15 protein-coding genes are annotated in these 17698 nt (G+C 68.4%); 4 read left to right on the plus strand and 11 right to left on the minus strand.

Features of this window, described 5'->3' with window-relative positions; translation table 11 throughout:
* Positions 1 to 391 precede the first annotated feature (391 nt).
* Together mfd and ACIA76_RS37020 are read left to right on the plus strand one after the other, a co-directional pair.
* Positions 392 to 4009, plus strand: coding sequence for a transcription-repair coupling factor (mfd, locus tag ACIA76_RS37015; protein ID WP_397158990.1), 3618 nt, complete (start codon positions 392 to 394; stop codon positions 4007 to 4009).
* The gene (locus ACIA76_RS37020; protein ID WP_397158992.1) at positions 4006 to 4674 is read left to right on the plus strand and encodes a MazG family protein; all 669 of its coding nucleotides are present in this window, start codon (positions 4006 to 4008) and stop codon (positions 4672 to 4674) included. Before mfd ends, ACIA76_RS37020 begins: the two co-directional genes overlap by 4 nt.
* Before the next feature lie 10 nt (positions 4675 to 4684).
* Here ACIA76_RS37020 and ACIA76_RS37025 read toward each other — a convergent pair whose 3' ends face one another.
* Positions 4685 to 5602 carry an SDR family oxidoreductase gene (locus ACIA76_RS37025; protein WP_397158994.1) on the minus strand — a complete coding sequence of 306 codons (918 nt, stop codon included), beginning with the start codon at positions 5600 to 5602 and terminating at the stop codon, positions 4685 to 4687.
* Positions 5603 to 5709: 107 nt separating this feature from the next.
* Between ACIA76_RS37025 and ACIA76_RS37030 the strand changes: the two genes are divergently transcribed.
* Complete coding sequence (locus ACIA76_RS37030) at positions 5710 to 6387, plus strand: TetR family transcriptional regulator (protein WP_397158996.1); 678 nt, start codon at positions 5710 to 5712, stop codon at positions 6385 to 6387.
* A 24-nt stretch (positions 6388 to 6411) separates the two neighbouring features.
* Here the strand turns inward: ACIA76_RS37030 and ACIA76_RS37035 are convergent, their stop codons facing one another.
* From ACIA76_RS37035 to ACIA76_RS37050, 4 genes are all read right to left on the minus strand, one after another.
* Complete coding sequence (locus ACIA76_RS37035) at positions 6412 to 7140, minus strand: NIPSNAP family protein (protein ID WP_397158997.1); 729 nt, start codon at positions 7138 to 7140, stop codon at positions 6412 to 6414.
* Positions 7141 to 7226: 86 nt separating this feature from the next.
* Positions 7227 to 7523, minus strand: a complete 297-nt coding sequence (locus ACIA76_RS37040) for an MTH1187 family thiamine-binding protein (RefSeq protein ID WP_397158999.1) — start codon at positions 7521 to 7523, stop codon at positions 7227 to 7229.
* A gap of 4 nt (positions 7524 to 7527) precedes the next feature.
* Positions 7528 to 8013, minus strand: a complete 486-nt coding sequence (locus ACIA76_RS37045; protein ID WP_397159001.1) for a hypothetical protein — start codon at positions 8011 to 8013, stop codon at positions 7528 to 7530.
* 102 nt (positions 8014 to 8115) lie between these two features.
* Entirely contained in the window at positions 8116 to 8571 is a 456-nt protein-coding gene (locus ACIA76_RS37050; protein WP_397159003.1) for a flavodoxin domain-containing protein, read from the minus strand.
* Positions 8572 to 9087: 516 nt separating this feature from the next.
* Here ACIA76_RS37050 and ACIA76_RS37055 point away from each other — a divergent pair.
* Positions 9088 to 10536 (plus strand): stealth family protein, encoded by a 1449-nt coding sequence (locus tag ACIA76_RS37055; RefSeq protein WP_397159004.1) that lies wholly within the window; start codon positions 9088 to 9090, stop codon positions 10534 to 10536.
* A gap of 1 nt (position 10537) precedes the next feature.
* Here ACIA76_RS37055 and ACIA76_RS37060 read toward each other — a convergent pair whose 3' ends face one another.
* The 6 genes from ACIA76_RS37060 to ACIA76_RS37085 all read right to left on the minus strand — a co-directional run bounded on the left by ACIA76_RS37060 (position 10538) and on the right by ACIA76_RS37085 (position 17485).
* Positions 10538 to 11491, minus strand: coding sequence for a phosphodiesterase (locus tag ACIA76_RS37060; RefSeq protein WP_397159006.1), 954 nt, complete (start codon positions 11489 to 11491; stop codon positions 10538 to 10540).
* 126 nt (positions 11492 to 11617) lie between these two features.
* The gene (locus ACIA76_RS37065; protein ID WP_397159097.1) at positions 11618 to 12961 is read right to left on the minus strand and encodes an MATE family efflux transporter; all 1344 of its coding nucleotides are present in this window, start codon (positions 12959 to 12961) and stop codon (positions 11618 to 11620) included.
* 53 nt (positions 12962 to 13014) lie between these two features.
* Positions 13015 to 14043: a PLP-dependent cysteine synthase family protein gene (locus tag ACIA76_RS37070; protein WP_397159007.1), complete on the minus strand. Its 1029-nt coding sequence runs from the start codon at positions 14041 to 14043 to the stop codon at positions 13015 to 13017.
* A gap of 34 nt (positions 14044 to 14077) precedes the next feature.
* Positions 14078 to 15412 (minus strand): Y4yA family PLP-dependent enzyme, encoded by a 1335-nt coding sequence (locus ACIA76_RS37075; RefSeq protein WP_397159009.1) that lies wholly within the window; start codon positions 15410 to 15412, stop codon positions 14078 to 14080.
* Complete coding sequence (locus ACIA76_RS37080) at positions 15403 to 16365, minus strand: ornithine cyclodeaminase family protein (protein WP_397159099.1); 963 nt, start codon at positions 16363 to 16365, stop codon at positions 15403 to 15405. The genes ACIA76_RS37075 and ACIA76_RS37080 overlap by 10 nt, the downstream gene beginning before the upstream one ends.
* Positions 16319 to 17485 (minus strand): TauD/TfdA family dioxygenase, encoded by a 1167-nt coding sequence (locus tag ACIA76_RS37085; protein ID WP_397159010.1) that lies wholly within the window; start codon positions 17483 to 17485, stop codon positions 16319 to 16321. The genes ACIA76_RS37080 and ACIA76_RS37085 overlap by 47 nt, the downstream gene beginning before the upstream one ends.
* Between the last annotated feature and the right edge of the window lie 213 nt (positions 17486 to 17698).

A 17698-nucleotide genomic window follows, 5' to 3' on the forward strand; every position in this document is an offset into this window, starting at 1 on the left:
CGTGTCGCCCGTCCCCCCCGCCCCCCCCCCCCCGCGGCGCGGCGGCCCCCCCCCCCCCCCCCCCCCGCCACGGCCGCGAACCGGGCCTCGGGGCCAGGGTCCTCGAGTATGCGCTTCGACTGGTGAACGACGAGACGGCCGCGAACCGGGCCCCGGGGCCCAGGGTCCTCGAGTATGCGCTTCGACTGGTGAACGACGAGACGGCCGCGAACCGGGCCCCGGGGCCCAGGGGCCTTGCGTATGCGCTTCGACTGGTGAACGACGAGACGGCCGCGAACCTTGTTGGTGGCACCAGAGTCTTGTACCGCTACGGCAGCTGACCGGCTTGTCGGTAGGGCGGATTAGACTCGCTGCGTCATCGGTTTTCCGATTCGTGCCCAGGAGTCTGTTCATGCCCAGCCGTCGTCCACCTCTTGCCGGGCTGGCCGCGGTGGCCGCTGCCGATGCCGCGTTGGCTCAGGTCACCGGTCTGATCGGTCGATCTTCGGCGCGGTTGGTCGCGCCCTCGGCGGTGCGGCCGTTCGTGGCGTCGACGGTCGCGGCGCAGCGGCCGCTGGTCGTGGTGACCGCGACCGGGCGCGAGGCCGATGATCTGACCGTCGAGCTCGGCGAGATCCTCGGTGATCGGGTGGCGTTGTTCCCGTCCTGGGAGACGTTGCCGCATGAGCGGTTGTCGCCGGGGGCCGATACGGTCGGGCGGCGGTTGCGGGTGCTGCGGCGGCTCGCCCATCCGGACGATCCGGTGCACGCCGCGCCGCTGCGTGTCGTGGTCACCACGGTGCGCTCGCTCATGCAGCCGATGGCGTCCGGCCTCGGCGATATCGAGCCCGTCCTGCTGAAGGTCGGCCTCGAGCTCGATTTCGACGAATTGATCGCGCGCCTGGTCGAATTCGCCTACGAACGGGTCGACATGGTCGGCAAGCGCGGCGAATTCGCCGTGCGCGGCGGCATTCTCGACCTCTTCCCGCCCACCGCGGATCATCCGGTGCGCGTGGAGTTCTGGGGCGACGAGATCACCGAGCTGCGCCCCTTCTCTGTCGCCGATCAGCGCTCGCTGTCCGACGTCGAGGTGGATGTCGTTGTCGCACAACCCTGCCGGGAGCTGCTGCTCACCGAGGAGCTGCGGCTGCGGGCGGCGGAGGTGGCCGAGGAGAATCCGGTCGACGCCGCATTGGTCGAGATGTTGGAGAAGGTCGCGCAGGGCATCGCGGTGGCGGGCATGGAGGCCCTGCTGCCCGTGCTGCGTCCGGGGCAGTTGCAACTGCTCACCGATGTACTGCCCGAGGGCACCCATATCCTGCTGTGCGATCCGGAGAAGATCCGCACGCGCGCAGCCGATCTGGTGCGCACGGGTCAGGAGTTCCTGGAGGCGTCGTGGACGGCGGCCTCGTTCGGCGCCGCCGCCCCGCTCGGCGCCCACGGTCTCGACCTGGCCGCCTCGTCCTATCGCGGCCTCGACGAGATCCGTTCCAGCGCAGAAGAACACGACCTGCCCTGGTGGACGCTGAGCCCGCTGGCCGCCGACGATCCGGCCGAGGTGGTGCTGCCGGTGCTGGCCGCGCCCGCGGCCCGCGGTTCGGACGAGCTGGTGGCGACGGTATTCGCCTCGCTGCGCGCCCATGTGACCACCGGCGGCCGCGCGGTCATCGTGGTCGCGGGACACGGTACGGCACAACGCTTTCTGGAGCGACTCGGCGATGCCGAGGTGCCCGCCGCCGCGCTGGAGCCGGGCGCCGAACCGGTGCGCGGCCTGGTCGGGGTGCTGTGCGGTTCGCTGCACGACGGCATCGTGTTCGACGACGCCAAACTCGTCGTCATCGCCGAATCCGATCTGACCGGCAACCGGGTCACCGCCCCGGGCGAGGGCAAGAAACTGGCCGCCCGCCGCCGCAATCAGGTCGATCCGCTGGCCCTGTCGGCCGGCGATATGGTCGTACACGATCAGCACGGCATCGGCCGCTTCGTGGAGATGATCGAGCGCACTGTGGGCGGGGCGCGCCGGGAGTATCTGGTCATCGAATACGCGCCGGGGAAGCGCGGCCAGCCGGGCGACCGGCTGTTCGTCCCGATGGACTCGCTCGATCAGCTGTCCCGCTACGTCGGCGGCGAGATGCCCAGCCTGTCCAAACTGGGCGGCTCGGACTGGTCGAATACGAAGCGTAAGGCGCGCAAGGCGGTTCGCGAGATCGCGACCGAACTCGTGCAGCTGTACGCGGTGCGCCAGGCCGCGCCCGGGCATGCGTTCGCACCGGATACGCCGTGGCAGCAGGAGATGGAGGACGCGTTCGCGTTCACCGAGACCATCGATCAGCTCACCGCGATCTCCGAGGTCAAGGCCGATATGGAGAAGACCGTCCCGATGGACCGGGTGATCTGCGGCGATGTCGGCTACGGCAAGACCGAGATCGCGGTGCGCGCGGCATTCAAGGCCGTGCAGGACGGCAAACAGGTGGCGGTGCTGGTGCCGACCACGCTGCTGGCGCAACAGCATCTGCAGACCTTCACCGAACGGATGTCCGGATTCCCGGTGACCGTGCGGGGCCTGTCGCGCTTCACCGATCCGGGCGAATCGCGAGAGACCATGGAGGGCATGGTCGCCGGCGATGTGGACGTCGTCGTCGGCACGCACCGGCTGCTGCAGACCGGCGTGCGGTGGAAGGATCTGGGCCTGGTCATCATCGACGAGGAGCAGCGCTTCGGCGTCGAGCACAAGGAGCACATCAAGGCGCTGCGCACGCATGTCGACGTGCTGACCATGTCGGCCACGCCGATCCCGCGCACGCTGGAGATGAGCCTGGCCGGAATCCGCGAGATGTCGACCATCCTCACCCCGCCCGAGGAGCGCCATCCGGTGCTCACCTACGTCGGCGGCTATAACGACAGGCAGGTGGCCGCGGCCATCCGCCGCGAGCTGCTGCGCGACGGCCAGGTGTTCTACGTGCACAACAGGGTGTCCTCGATCGACAAGTCGGCCAAGGGGATTCGTGAGCTGGTGCCCGAGGCGCGGGTCGCGGTCGCGCACGGCCAGATGCACGAGGATCTGCTCGAGAAGACCGTGCAGGGTTTCTGGGAGCGCGAATTCGACGTGCTGGTGTGCACCACGATCATCGAGACCGGCCTGGACATCTCCAATGCCAACACCCTGATCGTGGAACGCGCCGACGCCCTGGGCCTTTCGCAGCTGCATCAGTTGCGCGGCCGGGTCGGGCGCAGCCGTGAGCGCGGCTACGCCTACTTCCTGTACCCGCCGGAGAAACCGCTCACCGAGACGGCCTACGACCGGCTGGCGACGATCTCGCAGAACTCGGATCTGGGCGCGGGTATGGCGGTGGCCATGAAGGATCTCGAAATCCGCGGCGCCGGAAACGTTCTGGGCGCCGAACAGTCCGGACATGTGGCGGGGGTCGGCTTCGATCTGTACGTGCGACTGGTCGGCGAGGCGGTGGAGGCCTATCGCGCCGCCGCCGACGGCCGCCCGATCAGCACCGAGGAGGAGACCAAGGAGGTGCGCATCGACCTGCCGGTGGACGCGCATATCCCGCCGGACTACATCGCCAGCGACCGGCTGCGCCTGGAGGGCTATCGGAAACTGGCCGCGGCGCAGGACGATTCGGCGCTGGCCGCGGTGGTGGAGGAGCTCGTCGACCGCTACGGCCCGCTGCCGGTGGAGGTCGGGCGGCTGGTGTCGGTGGCCAGGCTGCGGTTGCTGTGCCGCGAATACGGCATCGCCGAGGCGGGTGTGACGGGCACCTCGCTGAAGGTCTCGCCGATCCAGCTGCCGGATTCGAAACAGATGCGGCTCAAGCGGTTGTACCCGGCCGCGACCTATCGCCCGACCACGGGCATCGTGCAACTGCCGCTGCCGCGGGTGGAGGACAGCGTGGGCGCCGAGCGGATCCGCGATGTGCGGCTGCTGCAATTCGTCGCCGATCTGCTGCTGGCCCTGGACGGAAAGCCCCAGGGCACAGTGGATCTGCGGGTCGCGACCGAGGTGTCGGCCGCGCGATGACCGAACACAGCCTCACCGAGGCCGTCGAGATCATGGACAAGCTCTGGGTTTTCGGCGGCTGGGAGACCGCCCAGACCCATGATTCGCTGCGGCCGTATCTGCTGGAGGAGACCTACGAGCTGCTCGACGCCATCCAGCACGGCGATCCCGAGACCATCCGGGAGGAGCTGGGCGATCTGCTGCTGCAGGTGCTGTTCCACTCCCGAATCGCCGAGGCCGCGGGCGAATTCACCATCGACGATGTCGCCGCCGCGCTGGTGGCCAAGCTGGCGCACCGCAGCCCACATCTGCGCGAGACGCCGATCGATCCCGAGGCCAGCCTCGAGGAGAAGATCGCCGCACAGGAAAAGGTCTGGGAGGAACGCAAATCCACGGAGAAGTCGCGCCGCTCCTGCCTCGACGGTATCGCGATGGCCCAGCCCGCCCTGGCGCTGGCGGAGAAGGTGCTTTCCCGGAGCCGCCTGGCGGGCCTGCCGGATGATCTGATCCCCGAGGATCTGCGCATCGTCCACCTCGATGGGCCCGACAGCGCCGAGGAGCGCCTGCGCAAGGCCACCCTCGAATTCGCCGGAGCCGTTCGCGCGGCCGAGGATCGGGCCGCGGCGGAGCGGGGCGAGCGCCGATCGCTCGCACCCGCCGACTGGAAAGCGTTCTGGCCGCGCTGAATCCGCGCCCTCAGGCGGGCAGCCGGGTGCCGGTCAGGCGCTCGGCCTCGGCCCACAGCCGCCGCCCCAGTTCCGCATTGTTCGCGCGCCGCGGAATCCGGGCCGTGCCGGTGGGCCCGACGAGGCCGAATCGCCCACTGGGGCCGTAGTATTCGCCCGAGCGCGCGGCGGGATCGGCGGCGGCGAACAGTAACGGCTCCGCGCCCTGGCGCACCTGCTGACTCGGCAGGAAGTCGATCCGGCTCAGGATCGATCGCCCGGGAGTCTCGCGGCCGAGGCTCGCGCCCGCGGTCTGCAGATTGGTGTGGGTATAGCCCGGATGCGCGGCGGTGCTCGACAGCGCCCAGCCCCGCTCCTCGGCGACGCGCGAAAGGCTCACCGACAGCATCAGATCCGCGAGTTTGGACTGCGCATAGGTGAGTGCCGGGCTGTAGCGGCGCCGTTCCCATTGCGGATCGTCGAGCCGGATGTGGCCGAACCATGCCGTGCCGCTCGACATCGTCGTCACTCGGGGTCGGTCGGCGCGCAGCAGAGTCGGCAGTAGCAGCATCGTCAGCGCGAACGGGCCGAGATAGTTGCTACCGAACTGGAGCTCGAAGCCCTCGGCCGTGGTGTGCCGGGTGGGCGGGGCCATCACGCCGGCATTGTTGACCAGCACATCGACCCGCTGCCCCGAGGCGATCAGCTCATCGGCGAATCGGCGCACCGAATCGAGATCGGCCAGATCGATGCGGCGGACCTCCAGTTCGGCGGCCGGATGGTCCGCGAGGATCTCGGCCTTGGCCCGCTCGCCCTTCTCCGGCGTGCGCACCGCCATGATCACCTGCGCGCCGGCCCCGGCGAGCCGCGCCGCGGCCTCCTTGCCTGTACCGCTGTTGGCGCCGGTGATGACGAAGGTTTTACCGGTCTGATCAGGGACGTTGTACATATCGAACACTCCTTGACGTTTAAGAGACCGTCGGTCTTTTGATGCTTCGAACAGTAAGAGACCGTCGGTCTTTTGTCAACAGACCGACGGTCTGAAACAATGGCGGCATGGTCGAATTCCAGCGCGCGCGCAACGAGGAGCAGCGCGAACAACGCCGTCTGGCGATCCTGGCCACTGCGGCGGCGATGTCGGCGGAGATGCCCGTGGCCGAGGTCGGGCTGAACGAGCTGGCCCGCCGGGTCGGACTGGCGAAGTCGAATGTGCTGCGCTACTTCGAATCACTCGAGGCCGTCCTGCTCGAGCTGCTGGATCAGGCCTCCCGCGACTGGCTCGCCGAGCTGGGCCCGCGGCTGAGCGATACCGATGGTGAGCTGCGCGAGCGGAGTTCGCGGCTGGTGACCGTCCTGGTGTCCACCCTCGCGGCCGAGCCGGTGCTGTGTGATCTGCTCAGTGCGCAGGCCGGTGTCCTGGAGCGCAATATCTCCCCCGACGTCGCCGCGCGCTTCAAGCGCACCGCCTACGCCAACGCGATGGAACTGCGGGCCATGATCATCCGGCTCGTTCCCGAGCTCACGGGGGAGCGGGCGTTCACATTCGTCGCGGTGACACTGATGTCGATCGGCGCGTTGTGGAGCCACGCCCATCCGTCCTCGGCCATGCTCACCGCCTACGACCGGCATCCGGAACTGGCGGAGCTGCGACTGGACTTCGAGGGTGTGCTCACCACGCAGTTATGGATCCTGTTGCGCGGGTTGCTGTCCGATGATCCGCGTCTCATCCCGTAGCGGATCGGGGTTTCGCGCGGCGCTTCAGTGCAACAGCGAGCGAGCGGTCGGGGCCAGGCGCAGGCGTTCGCTCGGCACGGCAAGGCGTTTCGACAGCGCGGGCTCGACGTGTTCGGTCCAGGTGGGGCAGCGGGACATGGCCGCGAGGTGATCGTCGAGATCCTCGGTCGTGTCGAAGCGGGAGAACCACACGAAGACCCGTTCGCGGCGGAGCGGCAGCGCGGGGAAATCGTTATGGGAGGGGTCGGTTTCGTAGCAGGCGAGCACCTCGGCCCCGGTGTCGGAGATGACCGGACACATTCGGATGGCGAAGAATTCGGTGAACTCGGCCATCGTCACGGCGGGGTAGTGGATCGTGACCAGCACGCGCGAATCGGGCAGGTCGACCGCGCACCGCCCGGGGCGGACGAACTGCGCGCCGAGATCGCCTATCGACCAGACTGGTTGCAGCAGTAGGGCATTCGTCGTATCCACCATGGTCTCCCGCGCCGCCGGGGCGTAGGTGCGCCAGGTCTCGCCCTCGTAGTAGAAGGCGGTCAGGGCCGCGCGGCGGGCGGTCATATCCTGGAAGGCGCGCACCCAGACGAACCGATCGGGATCGTCCTCGTCCCGGAATTGGCCGACGATCCGCATGCCGGCGGCCTCCTGGGTCTCCACGAGTTCCCTGTCGAACAGATCGATCAGCCTGTCCCGCCGCCCGGGACGCAGCATGTACTGACGCAATTCCACGATCGGCCAATGGGTTTCGGTCATGGAAAAACGATGCCGCACCGAAAAGTGTTGGACGAGTGGCCAGATAGCCTTTGTTCGTCAATATCGGGCCACTGTTCGGCTGAGCGTCAGCCTTCGGCCAGATACCGTTCCACGCTGGCCACTTTCGCGGTGATCGCATCGGTGACGCCCGGGCGGATATCGGCCTTGATCACCAGACTGGCGCGGGGCGCGGCGGCCAGGACGGCCTCGGTGGCCTGCTTGATCACGGCCATCACCTCATCCCATTCGCCCTCGAGCGTGGTGAACATGGCATTGGTCTCGTTGGGCAGGCCGCTGGCGCGCACGATACGCACGGCCTCGGCGACGGCACGGCCGACGTCCTCGCCGGTGCCGAGGGGGCTGACGGAGAAAGCTGCGATCATGGGATCAATTCTGGTTCTCGGCCAGGCGACGCAGGGTCGCGACACGCGATTCCAGATAGCGCAGTTCGGAATCGTCGAGCACCGTGCGCTGGATACCGCCCGCGACGGCGAAGGCGGACTGGCGATGATCGTCGATCACGTCGACATCGAGGGCGATACCGACATAGTCGTCGGCACCCGGCAACGGATCGGCTATCACTCGCGCCCGGCCGCGGGCGCACAGGGCCACATTGCCGCCGCCGAGGATCAACAGCGCCACCTCGGGCCGCTCGCGCAGCCGGGCCAGCGAGCCGCGATCGGATTTGAGACTCAACAGGATTCGGCGATCGCCCGCGCGCACCGGCCAGGACACCGGAATCGCGTGCGGCGCCGGGTCGGTGGTCACCAGCACCGCGATCGTGTCCAGCGGCCACTCCGGCAGAACGTCCAGTTCGGGATGTTCGGACTGTTCGGTCGAGGACTCTTGACGTTCCCGGGCTCCGGCTACCATCTCTCGTCACCTCACGGTCGGCTCGCACGGCGGGCTGGACCGTGCATGGCTAGCAGTGTAAACCGTTGTGCCGCAGGCCCGATCCCGTAAGGTGCGCCTAACTCAGGCTTTGGCCAGGTCGGGGATGGCGAGCCGGGTCGCCCACTCGCGCGCCTGATCCTGCGGCCGGACGGTGCCGGAGGCGTCGTGGCGGCCGTGCTCGCCCACCTGCGCCGCGCCCAGGGCGGCGAACTTCTCCGCGCAGATCTCGCCGCCGCGGTTGAAGGTGGTGTCGTAGACCGTGTCGCCGAGGCCGAAGACCGCGAAGCGCAGGCCGGTGAGGTCGGGGAGGCGGTCATCGAGCTGATCGAAGAACGGTTCGGCGGTGGTCGGCAGGTCGCCCGAGCCGTAGGTCGAGCAGACGAGCACGTGGAAATCGTCCCGCTCGAGGTCGTCGGCGTCGAAATCGGCCATATCGTAGATCGCGACATCGTGTGTGGTCGCCAGCACATCCGCGATCGCGTCCGCGGCCCGTTCCGCGGTGCCCATCTCCGTCCCGAACAGAATCACAACTCGCACAACCATCTCCTGCGTCATCGGTGAATCGACTTACTCGCAAACGTTTGGCTACGCGATGCCGTGCCGTGCGAGTAAGCCTACCCTAACCTGTATGCTGGTCGAGGTGTGCCGCCACCTGTCATAACCGACGGATCGGCATGTTCCGGTTACGGATAGGAAAACTGGCCGAGACCTGCGACGGTTTGGATTGACGAACAGGTACCGGCGGTTGCATCATTCGTAACAGTTCCCCGTCCATACGGGGACATGCGAGTAACCGGCCGATGACCGTCCGGTGAAGCGCAGTCGTCCACCGCTTCCAGGTGGAGACAACGCAGCAGCATCCAGCACGACGCGTTCGCGCGTCCAGCCGCGAGTGAGGTGAGAGGCAATGGGATCCCGGTCTTATCGGCATCGTCTGTGGGCAGCATTCCCGAACAGTCTCACCGCGCGGCTTCGACCAGCGCGCTGAATCGGTGTGTGAACCCCCTTGCCCCCTCCGGGCGGGGGGTGTGCGGATGTGTGTGTGTCTTCCACATGGTGATTTATGACTCAGGAGCGGTGATGACGAAATTCGACGCGGTGGTGGCCAACCTGGCGGTGTCGGCCGCGGTGGTCGACGATCTGCGATATCTGCGTGCGGAGCTGACGGCCGCCGATGTCGCGTTCCTGTTGGTGCGCGATTCGGATCATCGGCTGGTCCTGGCGGTGGATTCGGCGCATCGGCCCGCGCTGCGCCGGGTGCTGGGCGCGGCGGTGATCGCCGGATTCGCCTGTAACGAGGTGCGCCACAACGTGTTCCGGCTCGGTCGCGACCTCGATCCGGCGCATCAGGTGGAGATCGAGCTGTGGGATCACCACGGCGACACCGTCGAATGCCCGCGTCCGAACGCCCTGACCCGCAACGTCTTCGATGTGGCGGATGTGGAACAGACCACCGTGCTGCTGTTCGACACCAGCTGGCCCACCCTCGACGGCATGTTCGCCCCGCAGCCCACCGATGTCGGCTTCGATATCGATATCGTGTTCTCCTGGGTCGACGGCGCCGATCCCGAATTCCGTGCTCGCCGTGCGGGAATGCTCGCCCAGGTGGTGGTCGGCGAGGGCGACGACGCCGATGCGCGGATCCGCCAGATCGACGAGCTGAAGTACGCGCTGCGCTCGGTGCACAAGAACGCGCCGTGGATCCGGCGCATCTTCATCGCCACCGACTCCCGGGTGCCCGACTGGCTGGCCGCCGATCCCCGGGTCACCATCGTCCGTGCGGTGGACCACTTCTCGGATCTGTCCGGGCTGCCGGTGTTCAATTCGCATGCGGTGGAATGTCAGTTGCAGCATATCGACGGGCTGTCCGAGCACTTCCTCTACTCCAACGACGATATGTTCTTCGCCCGGCCGGTGCGCCCGTCGATGTTCTTCACCCCGGCCGGGGTCAGCCGGTACATCGAGGCGGGCACGCGGATCGGTCCCGGCGCCAACAACGAGCGGCGCAGCGGATTCGAGAACGCGGCGCGGCGGAATCGGCAGCTGCTGCAGCGGCGGTTCGGACAGGTGATCACGCGGCATCTCGAGCACACGCCGGTTCCGTTGCGGCGCAGCGTATTGCTGGAGATGGAGGCGGAATTCGCCGAGGACTTCGCCCGCACCCGGGCCAGTCGCTTCCGCGCGGCCACCGATATCTCGGTCACCAACTCGCTGTACCACTACTACGCGCTGCTGACCGGACGGGCCGTACCGCAGGAGTCGGCGCGGATGCGCTACGTGGATACCACCAGCCACACCGGCGTGGCCATGCTCGGCGGCCTGGCCCAGCACCGCGATGTGGATTTCTTCTGCCTCAACGACGGCAGTTTCCCGGAGATCGCGGAGGCCGAGCGCGCCCGGGTGGTATCGGAGTTCCTGGAGGGCTACTTCCCCGACGCCGCGCCCTGGGAGCGGGTGGCCGACGAGGATCCGTTAGCCGCCCTGGAACCCGGCGCGGCCTGATTCAGCAGACCGCCTCGCCGTCGGATTCCGTTGCGGGGCTGCGACGTTCGAGCCCGCGCGGGATACGCCCCGCGGGCATGATGACGATGCCCTCGCGCTCCAGCCGCTCGCTCGCCTCCTCGGGCGTGGCTGGGTTGCCGACGGTCGGACCCCGATCGATCGGCACGACCGAGTGGACCACGGTATCGGGATAGACGTGCACGTAGTTGAAGCTCTGGGCGCCGTCGCGGCCGCGCTGGCCGCCGTCGGCGACCGCGAGATCCTGGCTGTAGCAGGCCGAGGAGGCCACCGAGACCGGAATTCCGGCGAAGGTGGCGGTGGTCGAGAAGTGCAGATGGCCGGCGAGGATGCTGCGCACGTCGGTGCCGTCCAGGACGTCGGCGAGCCGGCGCTGATCGCGCAGTTCGACGGTGACCGCGAGATCCTGGATGCACGGCACCGGCGGATGGTGCATGGCCAGGATTGTGCCGAACGGCGCGGGCTCGGCCAATACCGAACGCAGCCAATCCAATTGGGCCTCGGAGATCTCGCCGTAGTGGTGTCCGGGAACGGTCGTGTCGAGTACCACGATGCGCAGGCCGTCGAAGATGTGCACGCGGTCCAGCGGTTCGGTGGACCCCTCCTCGTCGAGCAGATGTTCGCGCAGCGCGGCCCGGCTGTCGTGATTACCGGTCACCCATACCACCGGCGCGTCGAGGCGCCGCGCGAACGGTTCGACAATCGCCCGCAGCGCGCCGTACGCGTCGGGCTCACCGTGATCGGTGAGATCACCGGTGAACACGATCGCGGTCGGGGTGATGCGACTGGCCTCGGCCTGGGCGAGCAGCTGCCGCAGGCGTCGCTGCGCGTCCACCGTGCCGTAGAGCTTGTCGTCGCCCGCGATCAGATGCGTATCGCTCAAGTGGAACAGAACGTGGTCCGGTCTCGGATACTCCGCGACTCTGGTGATGTGCACCGGACTTCCTCCCGGCGAGTTTGCTCGCCATTGGCTTCAGGCTCCAGCGCCAGCTTAGCGAAGCCCTATAGTCCAAGTTCCCCGTGCACGGTGACGGCATGCTTACGTCAGGGTGAGAATTCTGTGTCAGCTCGGCGCCGGCAAGCTATCGGCCAGCACACGCCGCTCGGCCTGCTGGCGCTGCGCGAGCCGCAGGAAGTACCGGCGCAGCATCAGTCCGGCAGTCACCGCGAGCCCGGCCGTCAGACCCCACCACACGCCCGCCGCGCCCAGCCCCAGCGGGAAGGCCAGCAGCAGCGCTGTGGGCAATCCCACAATCCAATAGCCGACCAGCGACAGCCGGAATCCGGCCTGGGTGTCGGTGACCCCGCGCAGCAGTCCGGCGCCGATGTTCTGCGCGGCATCGAAGAACTGCAGCACGATCGCGATCAGCAGCAGGGTGTGGGCCAGCTGGATGGTCTGATCGTCGTGACCGCTGATATCGCCCAGCCGCAGCACCAGATCCGGCACCGCGATATAGGCCACGCCCACCAGCGCCGCGACGACGGCGGCATGCCGCAGTGCCAGCCATGCCAGGCCGTGGGCATGGTCGAACTCATCGCGCGCCACGGCCTTGCTGACCAGGATCGATGTCCCGTGCGACAGGCCGACCGCCACCTGGAACACGATGTAGACCAATTGATAGACGACATTGTGCGCGGCCAGCGCGGCCGGGCCGAAGGTGCCCATCACCAGCGCCAGCACCGAGAACATGCCCGCCTCGGATCCGTAGGTCAGCGCGATCGGCGTGCCGAGCCGCAGTTCGGCCAGGATCGTGCGGCCGTGCACCGGCCACATCCGGATCGACAGCGTCACACCGAGTTTCCCGTCGCGGCGCACCATGGCCCACAGCACCGCGAAGGTGATCAGGAAGACCAGTGAGGTCGCGATGCCGATACCGGTCAGTCCGAGCGCGGGCAGTCCGGCCCAGCCGCGCATGAAGCCCAGGGCCAGAACGAGATTCAGCGCCACCGAACCCAGTGTCACCAGCAGCAGTGCCTGGGGCCGCTGCATGCCGACGGTGTATTGCCGCAGCACCTGGAACCACAGGCACGGCAGCAGACCGGGCGCGAGCGCCACCAGCATGGGTCGCGCCTCGGACAGCACCGTCGCGTCCTGGCCGAGCCACTGCAGCGCCCAGCCCAATCCGATCAGTACCAGCCCGCCGAGCAGACCCGCGACGGTCGCGATGAGGAAGCTGGACCGGACCACATCACGAATCTCGTTGTCCGGATCGGTGTTCCGTCGCTCGGCGCGGCTGACCACGGTCGCGACCTGATTGCCGGTCGCGGTGATCAGCCCGGCGCACATGGTGCGGATCTGGTTGAACAGCGTCAGCGCCAGACCGCCCGCGGCCACCTGACTGATCCCCAGCGAGCCCATCAGCGCGATATTGGTCGTCGACACGGCGACCTGCGCCAACTGCGTCATCGCGATCGGCGTCGCCAGCGTCGTGAGCTGTCTCGCGTCGGAACGGATGAGCGTCACGACACCCCCACCAGGTCTCGCCGCGTCGGGGCGTAACGGTCCAGCAAATCCAGCACCTCGCGTTCGGTGGATTCGTCGAGCAGTGCGCGCTCGGCCATCCAGTCGTCGTCGAACACGGTATCCAAGTACTTCTCGCCGCCGTCGCACACGATCGTGACGATCGTGGAGCCCGGCGGAAACTCCTCGAGCCGGATGAGCGCGGCGTGCACCGATCCGCCCGCGGAACCGCCCAGCAGCAGGCCGTTGCGCCGGGCGACCGCGCGGGCGGTGGCGAAGGCGGCCACATCGGTCACCTTCACGCCCTCGTCCAGCAGCGAGTAGTCCACGGCCGTGCCGACCGTGGCGCCCGGCGGCGTGCCGGTCCCGGACTGCCAGTACGGTCCGCCCTCGCCGCCGAAGGCGATCGAGCCGACCGGCTCCACGCCGATCACCCGTGGCATACAGCCCAGTTCGCGCAATCGGCGGGCGGTGCCGAACAGCGAACCGCCCGTGCCGACGGCAGAGAGCAGGATATCGACCCGGCCGAGATCTTCCAGCAATTCCTCGGCGACGGCGTAGTAGCCGAGCGCGTTGGCGTCGTTGTTGTGCTGTTCGGTGAAGTAGGCGTCGGGGCGGGCCGCGGCCATCGCCTCGGCGAGATCCTCGCGGGCCGAGGTGGCCAGGCTGTCGTCGTCGGTGTCGGCGACGTAGACCAATTCGGCTCCCATGGCTTTCATCGCGCGCAGCTTGTCCTTGCAGGCGTGGTGGTCGACCACCGCGGTGAAGCGATACCCGCGTTCGGCCGCCACCACCGCCAGGCCCAGTCCGGTATTCCCGGATGTGGACTCGATAATATGCCCGCCAACGTTCAGCAAACCTCGACGCTCCGCGTCGAGCACCATTTCCCGCGCCATCCGGATCTTGGCGGCGCCGGTCGGATTGAACTGTTCGAGCTTGAGCAGCAATCGCGTGCCCGTCGCGGTGGCCGCGAGCTCGAACAGCGGGGTGTTGCCGATCAGGTCCGTCACGCGGGTGACGAGCGGCATGCGTATCTCCTCGGGTGGGCTGGGTGTGGGCGGGTTATCCGGCGTCGAACGTCCAGCGGAACCGTTCCCCGGGTGCGTCGTGCAGCACCACCTTGGGCGGGATCGGCAGCTGGTGGAAGGCGGATTCGTTGGAATCCATCTGGTAGCCGGCGGTATTCGGATAGACGAGCAGATCGCCGATCTCGGCCGGGCGGGGCAGCGGGATACGCCGCCAGCTGAGCATGTCCGATTCCAGGCAGGTGGCCGCGCCGACGCTGGCGGGGGTCGGATCGCCGGGGCGGACCGGCCAGAGCACCGGATCGGGCAGGTATTCGCTGTCGAACCACTGTTCCGACAGACTCAGGCTGGTGCCGTCGACGGTCAGCAGCAGATACGGATATCCGCGGGCCGCACGGTCTTTCGCGCCCTGGACGCGGAAGACGGTGCTGCCCGCGCGGTCCAGCAGGGCGCGGCCGGGCTCGATCGCCAGCCGGATCGCGTTATCGCGCAGCAGGGTCGCCAGATCGCCGTGCGCCAGGATCGCGGCCAGCATGGCGGGACCGGGTGTGGCGCAGTGATACGGGTAGTAGTCGTCGAATCGCTTATCGGCGTGAAACCAGTCCTGCCCGGCGTTCTCGGCGAAGGCCCGCCAATTCTCGGCCGGGACGTAGTCGACGGCGAAGCCGCCGCCGATGGACAGGGTGAACACCGGATGTCCTAGTGCCCGGGCGGCGCGGCAGCGCTCCACCAGCGCCGCCGCCAGCTCGGCCCGGGCCATGGGATCGTAACCGGACAAATGGAAGCTGAAGCCCTCGAGGCGCACCGAACCGAGCGGCGTGTCGGTCAACGCCGTCGCGAGCTCGGCGTCGCTCAGGCCGAAGCGGCTCGACGAGCCCGGCGGCAGTACCCGCAACAGCACCCGCGCCGGAAGACCCAGCGCGACGAGGCGTGCCAGCTCACCGAGCTCGTCGATCGCGATCAACGCGCCGTGCCGCGCCGAGAGCCACAGCAGCTCATCGCATTTCGAGGGCCCGGTCACCATGATCTCGTCGCCGCGAATGCCATGTGCGAGAGCCGAACTCAACTCCGCCGTGCTGGCGACGTCCACGCCCGCGCCGTGTTCCGCGCAGGCGCGCACCACACACGCCGCCTTGTTCGCCTTCTTGCCGTAGAAGACCGCGCCCTCGACCCCGGCCCGCGCGAAGACCGCGCGGAATTCCCGGATGTTCTGCCCTACGCGGGCGGGGTACATCACATGGAACGGGCCACCGACCGCAAAGGCGATGTCGCTCAGCAGATTCGGATCGTCCAGCAGCCGCCGCTCCCAGCCGTCGCGATGCGCGGGCATGGGTGCCGCGGTGATCGCCGATTCGGCACCGCTCAATCCCACAGGCGAACCTCCGTGCCCCGACCCTCGGAAACGGCCTTATCGGCCAGCGCATGCGCCACCGCGATATCGGTGAGCACCAGGCCGCTGTTGTAGACGAAGACGCGTTCCTCGGCGCTGCGCCGCCCGACGGCGCGCCGGGCGAGGATCTGCGGCAATTCGGCGTCGACCGCGCGCAGCGTGCCCTCGGGTCCGGCCATATCGGTGCCGGTGAGCGCCATCTGCTCGGCGCTGGTGGCGATCACGCGGTCGGCGTCGTGCAGCGCCGAGGGCGCCAGGCCGTAGCCGACCAGCACGGCCACCGAACCCGGTGCCAGATCGGCGGATTCGAGCGCGACCTCGGTGCCGGGTCCGGCGGTCGCGAGCACGACATCGGCCTCGCGCGCGGCGGCGCGCGGATCGGTGACGGTGCGCAGCTCGAGCGTCGGCCGGTAGGCGGCGAGCTGATCGTGGACGGCGCGCAGGCCCTCCTCGTGCGTGCCGTACACCATCAGCCGGTCCAGCTGCGGATTCGCGGCGAGCAAGTGCGGCAGGGCATTTCGGCCCTGGGTGCCGGTGCCGATGAGCAGGACGCTGCGCGCGTCGGCGCGCATCGTCTCGCGCACCAGCAGCGCCGACGCCGCCGGGGTGCGTACGGCGCCGACGCGGGCGCAGTCCATCATCGCGATCGGCATGCCGGTGGCATCGTCGTAGAGCGTGATGGTGGTGTAGTACCGCTTGGTGCTGCGGTCGTGACTCGGGTCGAACTTGTAGGAGGTCTTCATCGCGACCACGCGGCGGCGGCCGTCACGGCCGAGCATGGCGTAGGCCACCGACCAGCCGTCGGGATGGGCGACGCTGAGCTTGCGCGGATTGTCCGACTCGCCGGCCGCGAGGGCCAGGTACGCCTCTTCGACGGCACGCACCACCTCACCCGGAGTGATCGGAACGTCGGCTAGATCGCTGCGGCTCAGAATGCGCAGCGGGGTGGGCTTGGAACTCACGGTTTTCCTCGTTCATCTGGGATCCGAACGGCGTGACCGTCCGCTGCCCGTAACCACTTTCGCCGGATTCGGCGGGAATGCGGGGGCGGGGTAGTCGGATGTTGACCCGTTTGAGCCAGCGATCGGTCCCGTCGTAGCGTGGTGTGAACGGTACTCGGCCGTGCACCACGACATCGTTGTCCACCAGCAGCAGCTCGCCCGGTCGCAGCACCGCTGTGCGACAGACCCGCTCCAATTCGGCGCCCAGATGCGTGTAGGCGGAACGGAATTCGTCGTCGGCGTCGCCGAGCGGGGTGTAGGCGGGGTCGTAGCGCAGGGTGGGCTCGTCGTCCGCGCCGCCGATGGTGGCCACGGGACTGATCGGATGCCGGTGAAAGCCGGTGCCGTAGGAGACATCCGGCAGGATCGGCAGCAGCGGCTCCCGCAGACGGAGCCGCTGCCGCTCGTCCAGGTCGACCTGACGCACCGAGGAGATGGTGGTGCCGACCAGATCGGGATTGCGCAGGCAGCCGAGCATGAGCAGATGTGCCCGCCGCGGATGGAAGGCGTCCTCGGTATGCGGGCTGAGCAGGGTCGTGCTGCTCGCGCCGGACTGCTCATGCTCGTGGCCGGGCGAGGGCACGATGTTGTTGACCAGTCGGCCGTCCTGCTGCCCCTCCCAGCCGAACGGTTCACCCGCGCAGCGGGCCAGCAGCAGCATCGACAGATCCAGTTCGAAGGAGGCATGCCGGCGCTCGGCATCGCCGCTCCATGCCGTCGCCTGACGCCAATCCCGGGGCGTGGGGCCCAATTCGCCGTCGTGCAGCGGCAATCCGGAGACGATCACGGCTCCGGCGGAGGTGGCCGGCGGGCGCACCGCGCGGTGCACGGCGGCGGGCAGGCCCGCGGCGCGAGCGTCGATCAGATCGATCAGTCGCGCGTCGGTGAGTGCGGCGGCGTCACGGGTGGACCATCCCGGTAAACGTTCCATCGTGGCGGTGACGGCCGCGGCCGTGGCGCGGACGGCCTCGGCGGCGGCCGCGGGCAGCGTCCTGCGTTCGATCTCGCCGGTGGCGGCGTCGGGTGTATGACGTTCGCATAGAACGTTTTTCACCAGGCATTCCCTTCTTCGCAACGGTGGTGAAGCAGGTGGTGAAGTCTCCGGTGTGCGAAGGTATCTGCTCCAAGCAGCTTAAGCAAGGCTTACCTAAGAGTGTCGCGGAATATAAGCTGCCGCACATATCAAGAGGTGGGCGGCCGGGGGGGGGGGGGGGGGGGGGGGGGGGCGCGCGGCGGGGGGGGGGAGGGGCGGGGGCCGCCGCGGCAG

Source organism: Nocardia sp. NPDC051570, assembly GCF_044454005.1.
Lineage (GTDB): Bacteria > Actinomycetota > Actinomycetes > Mycobacteriales > Mycobacteriaceae > Nocardia.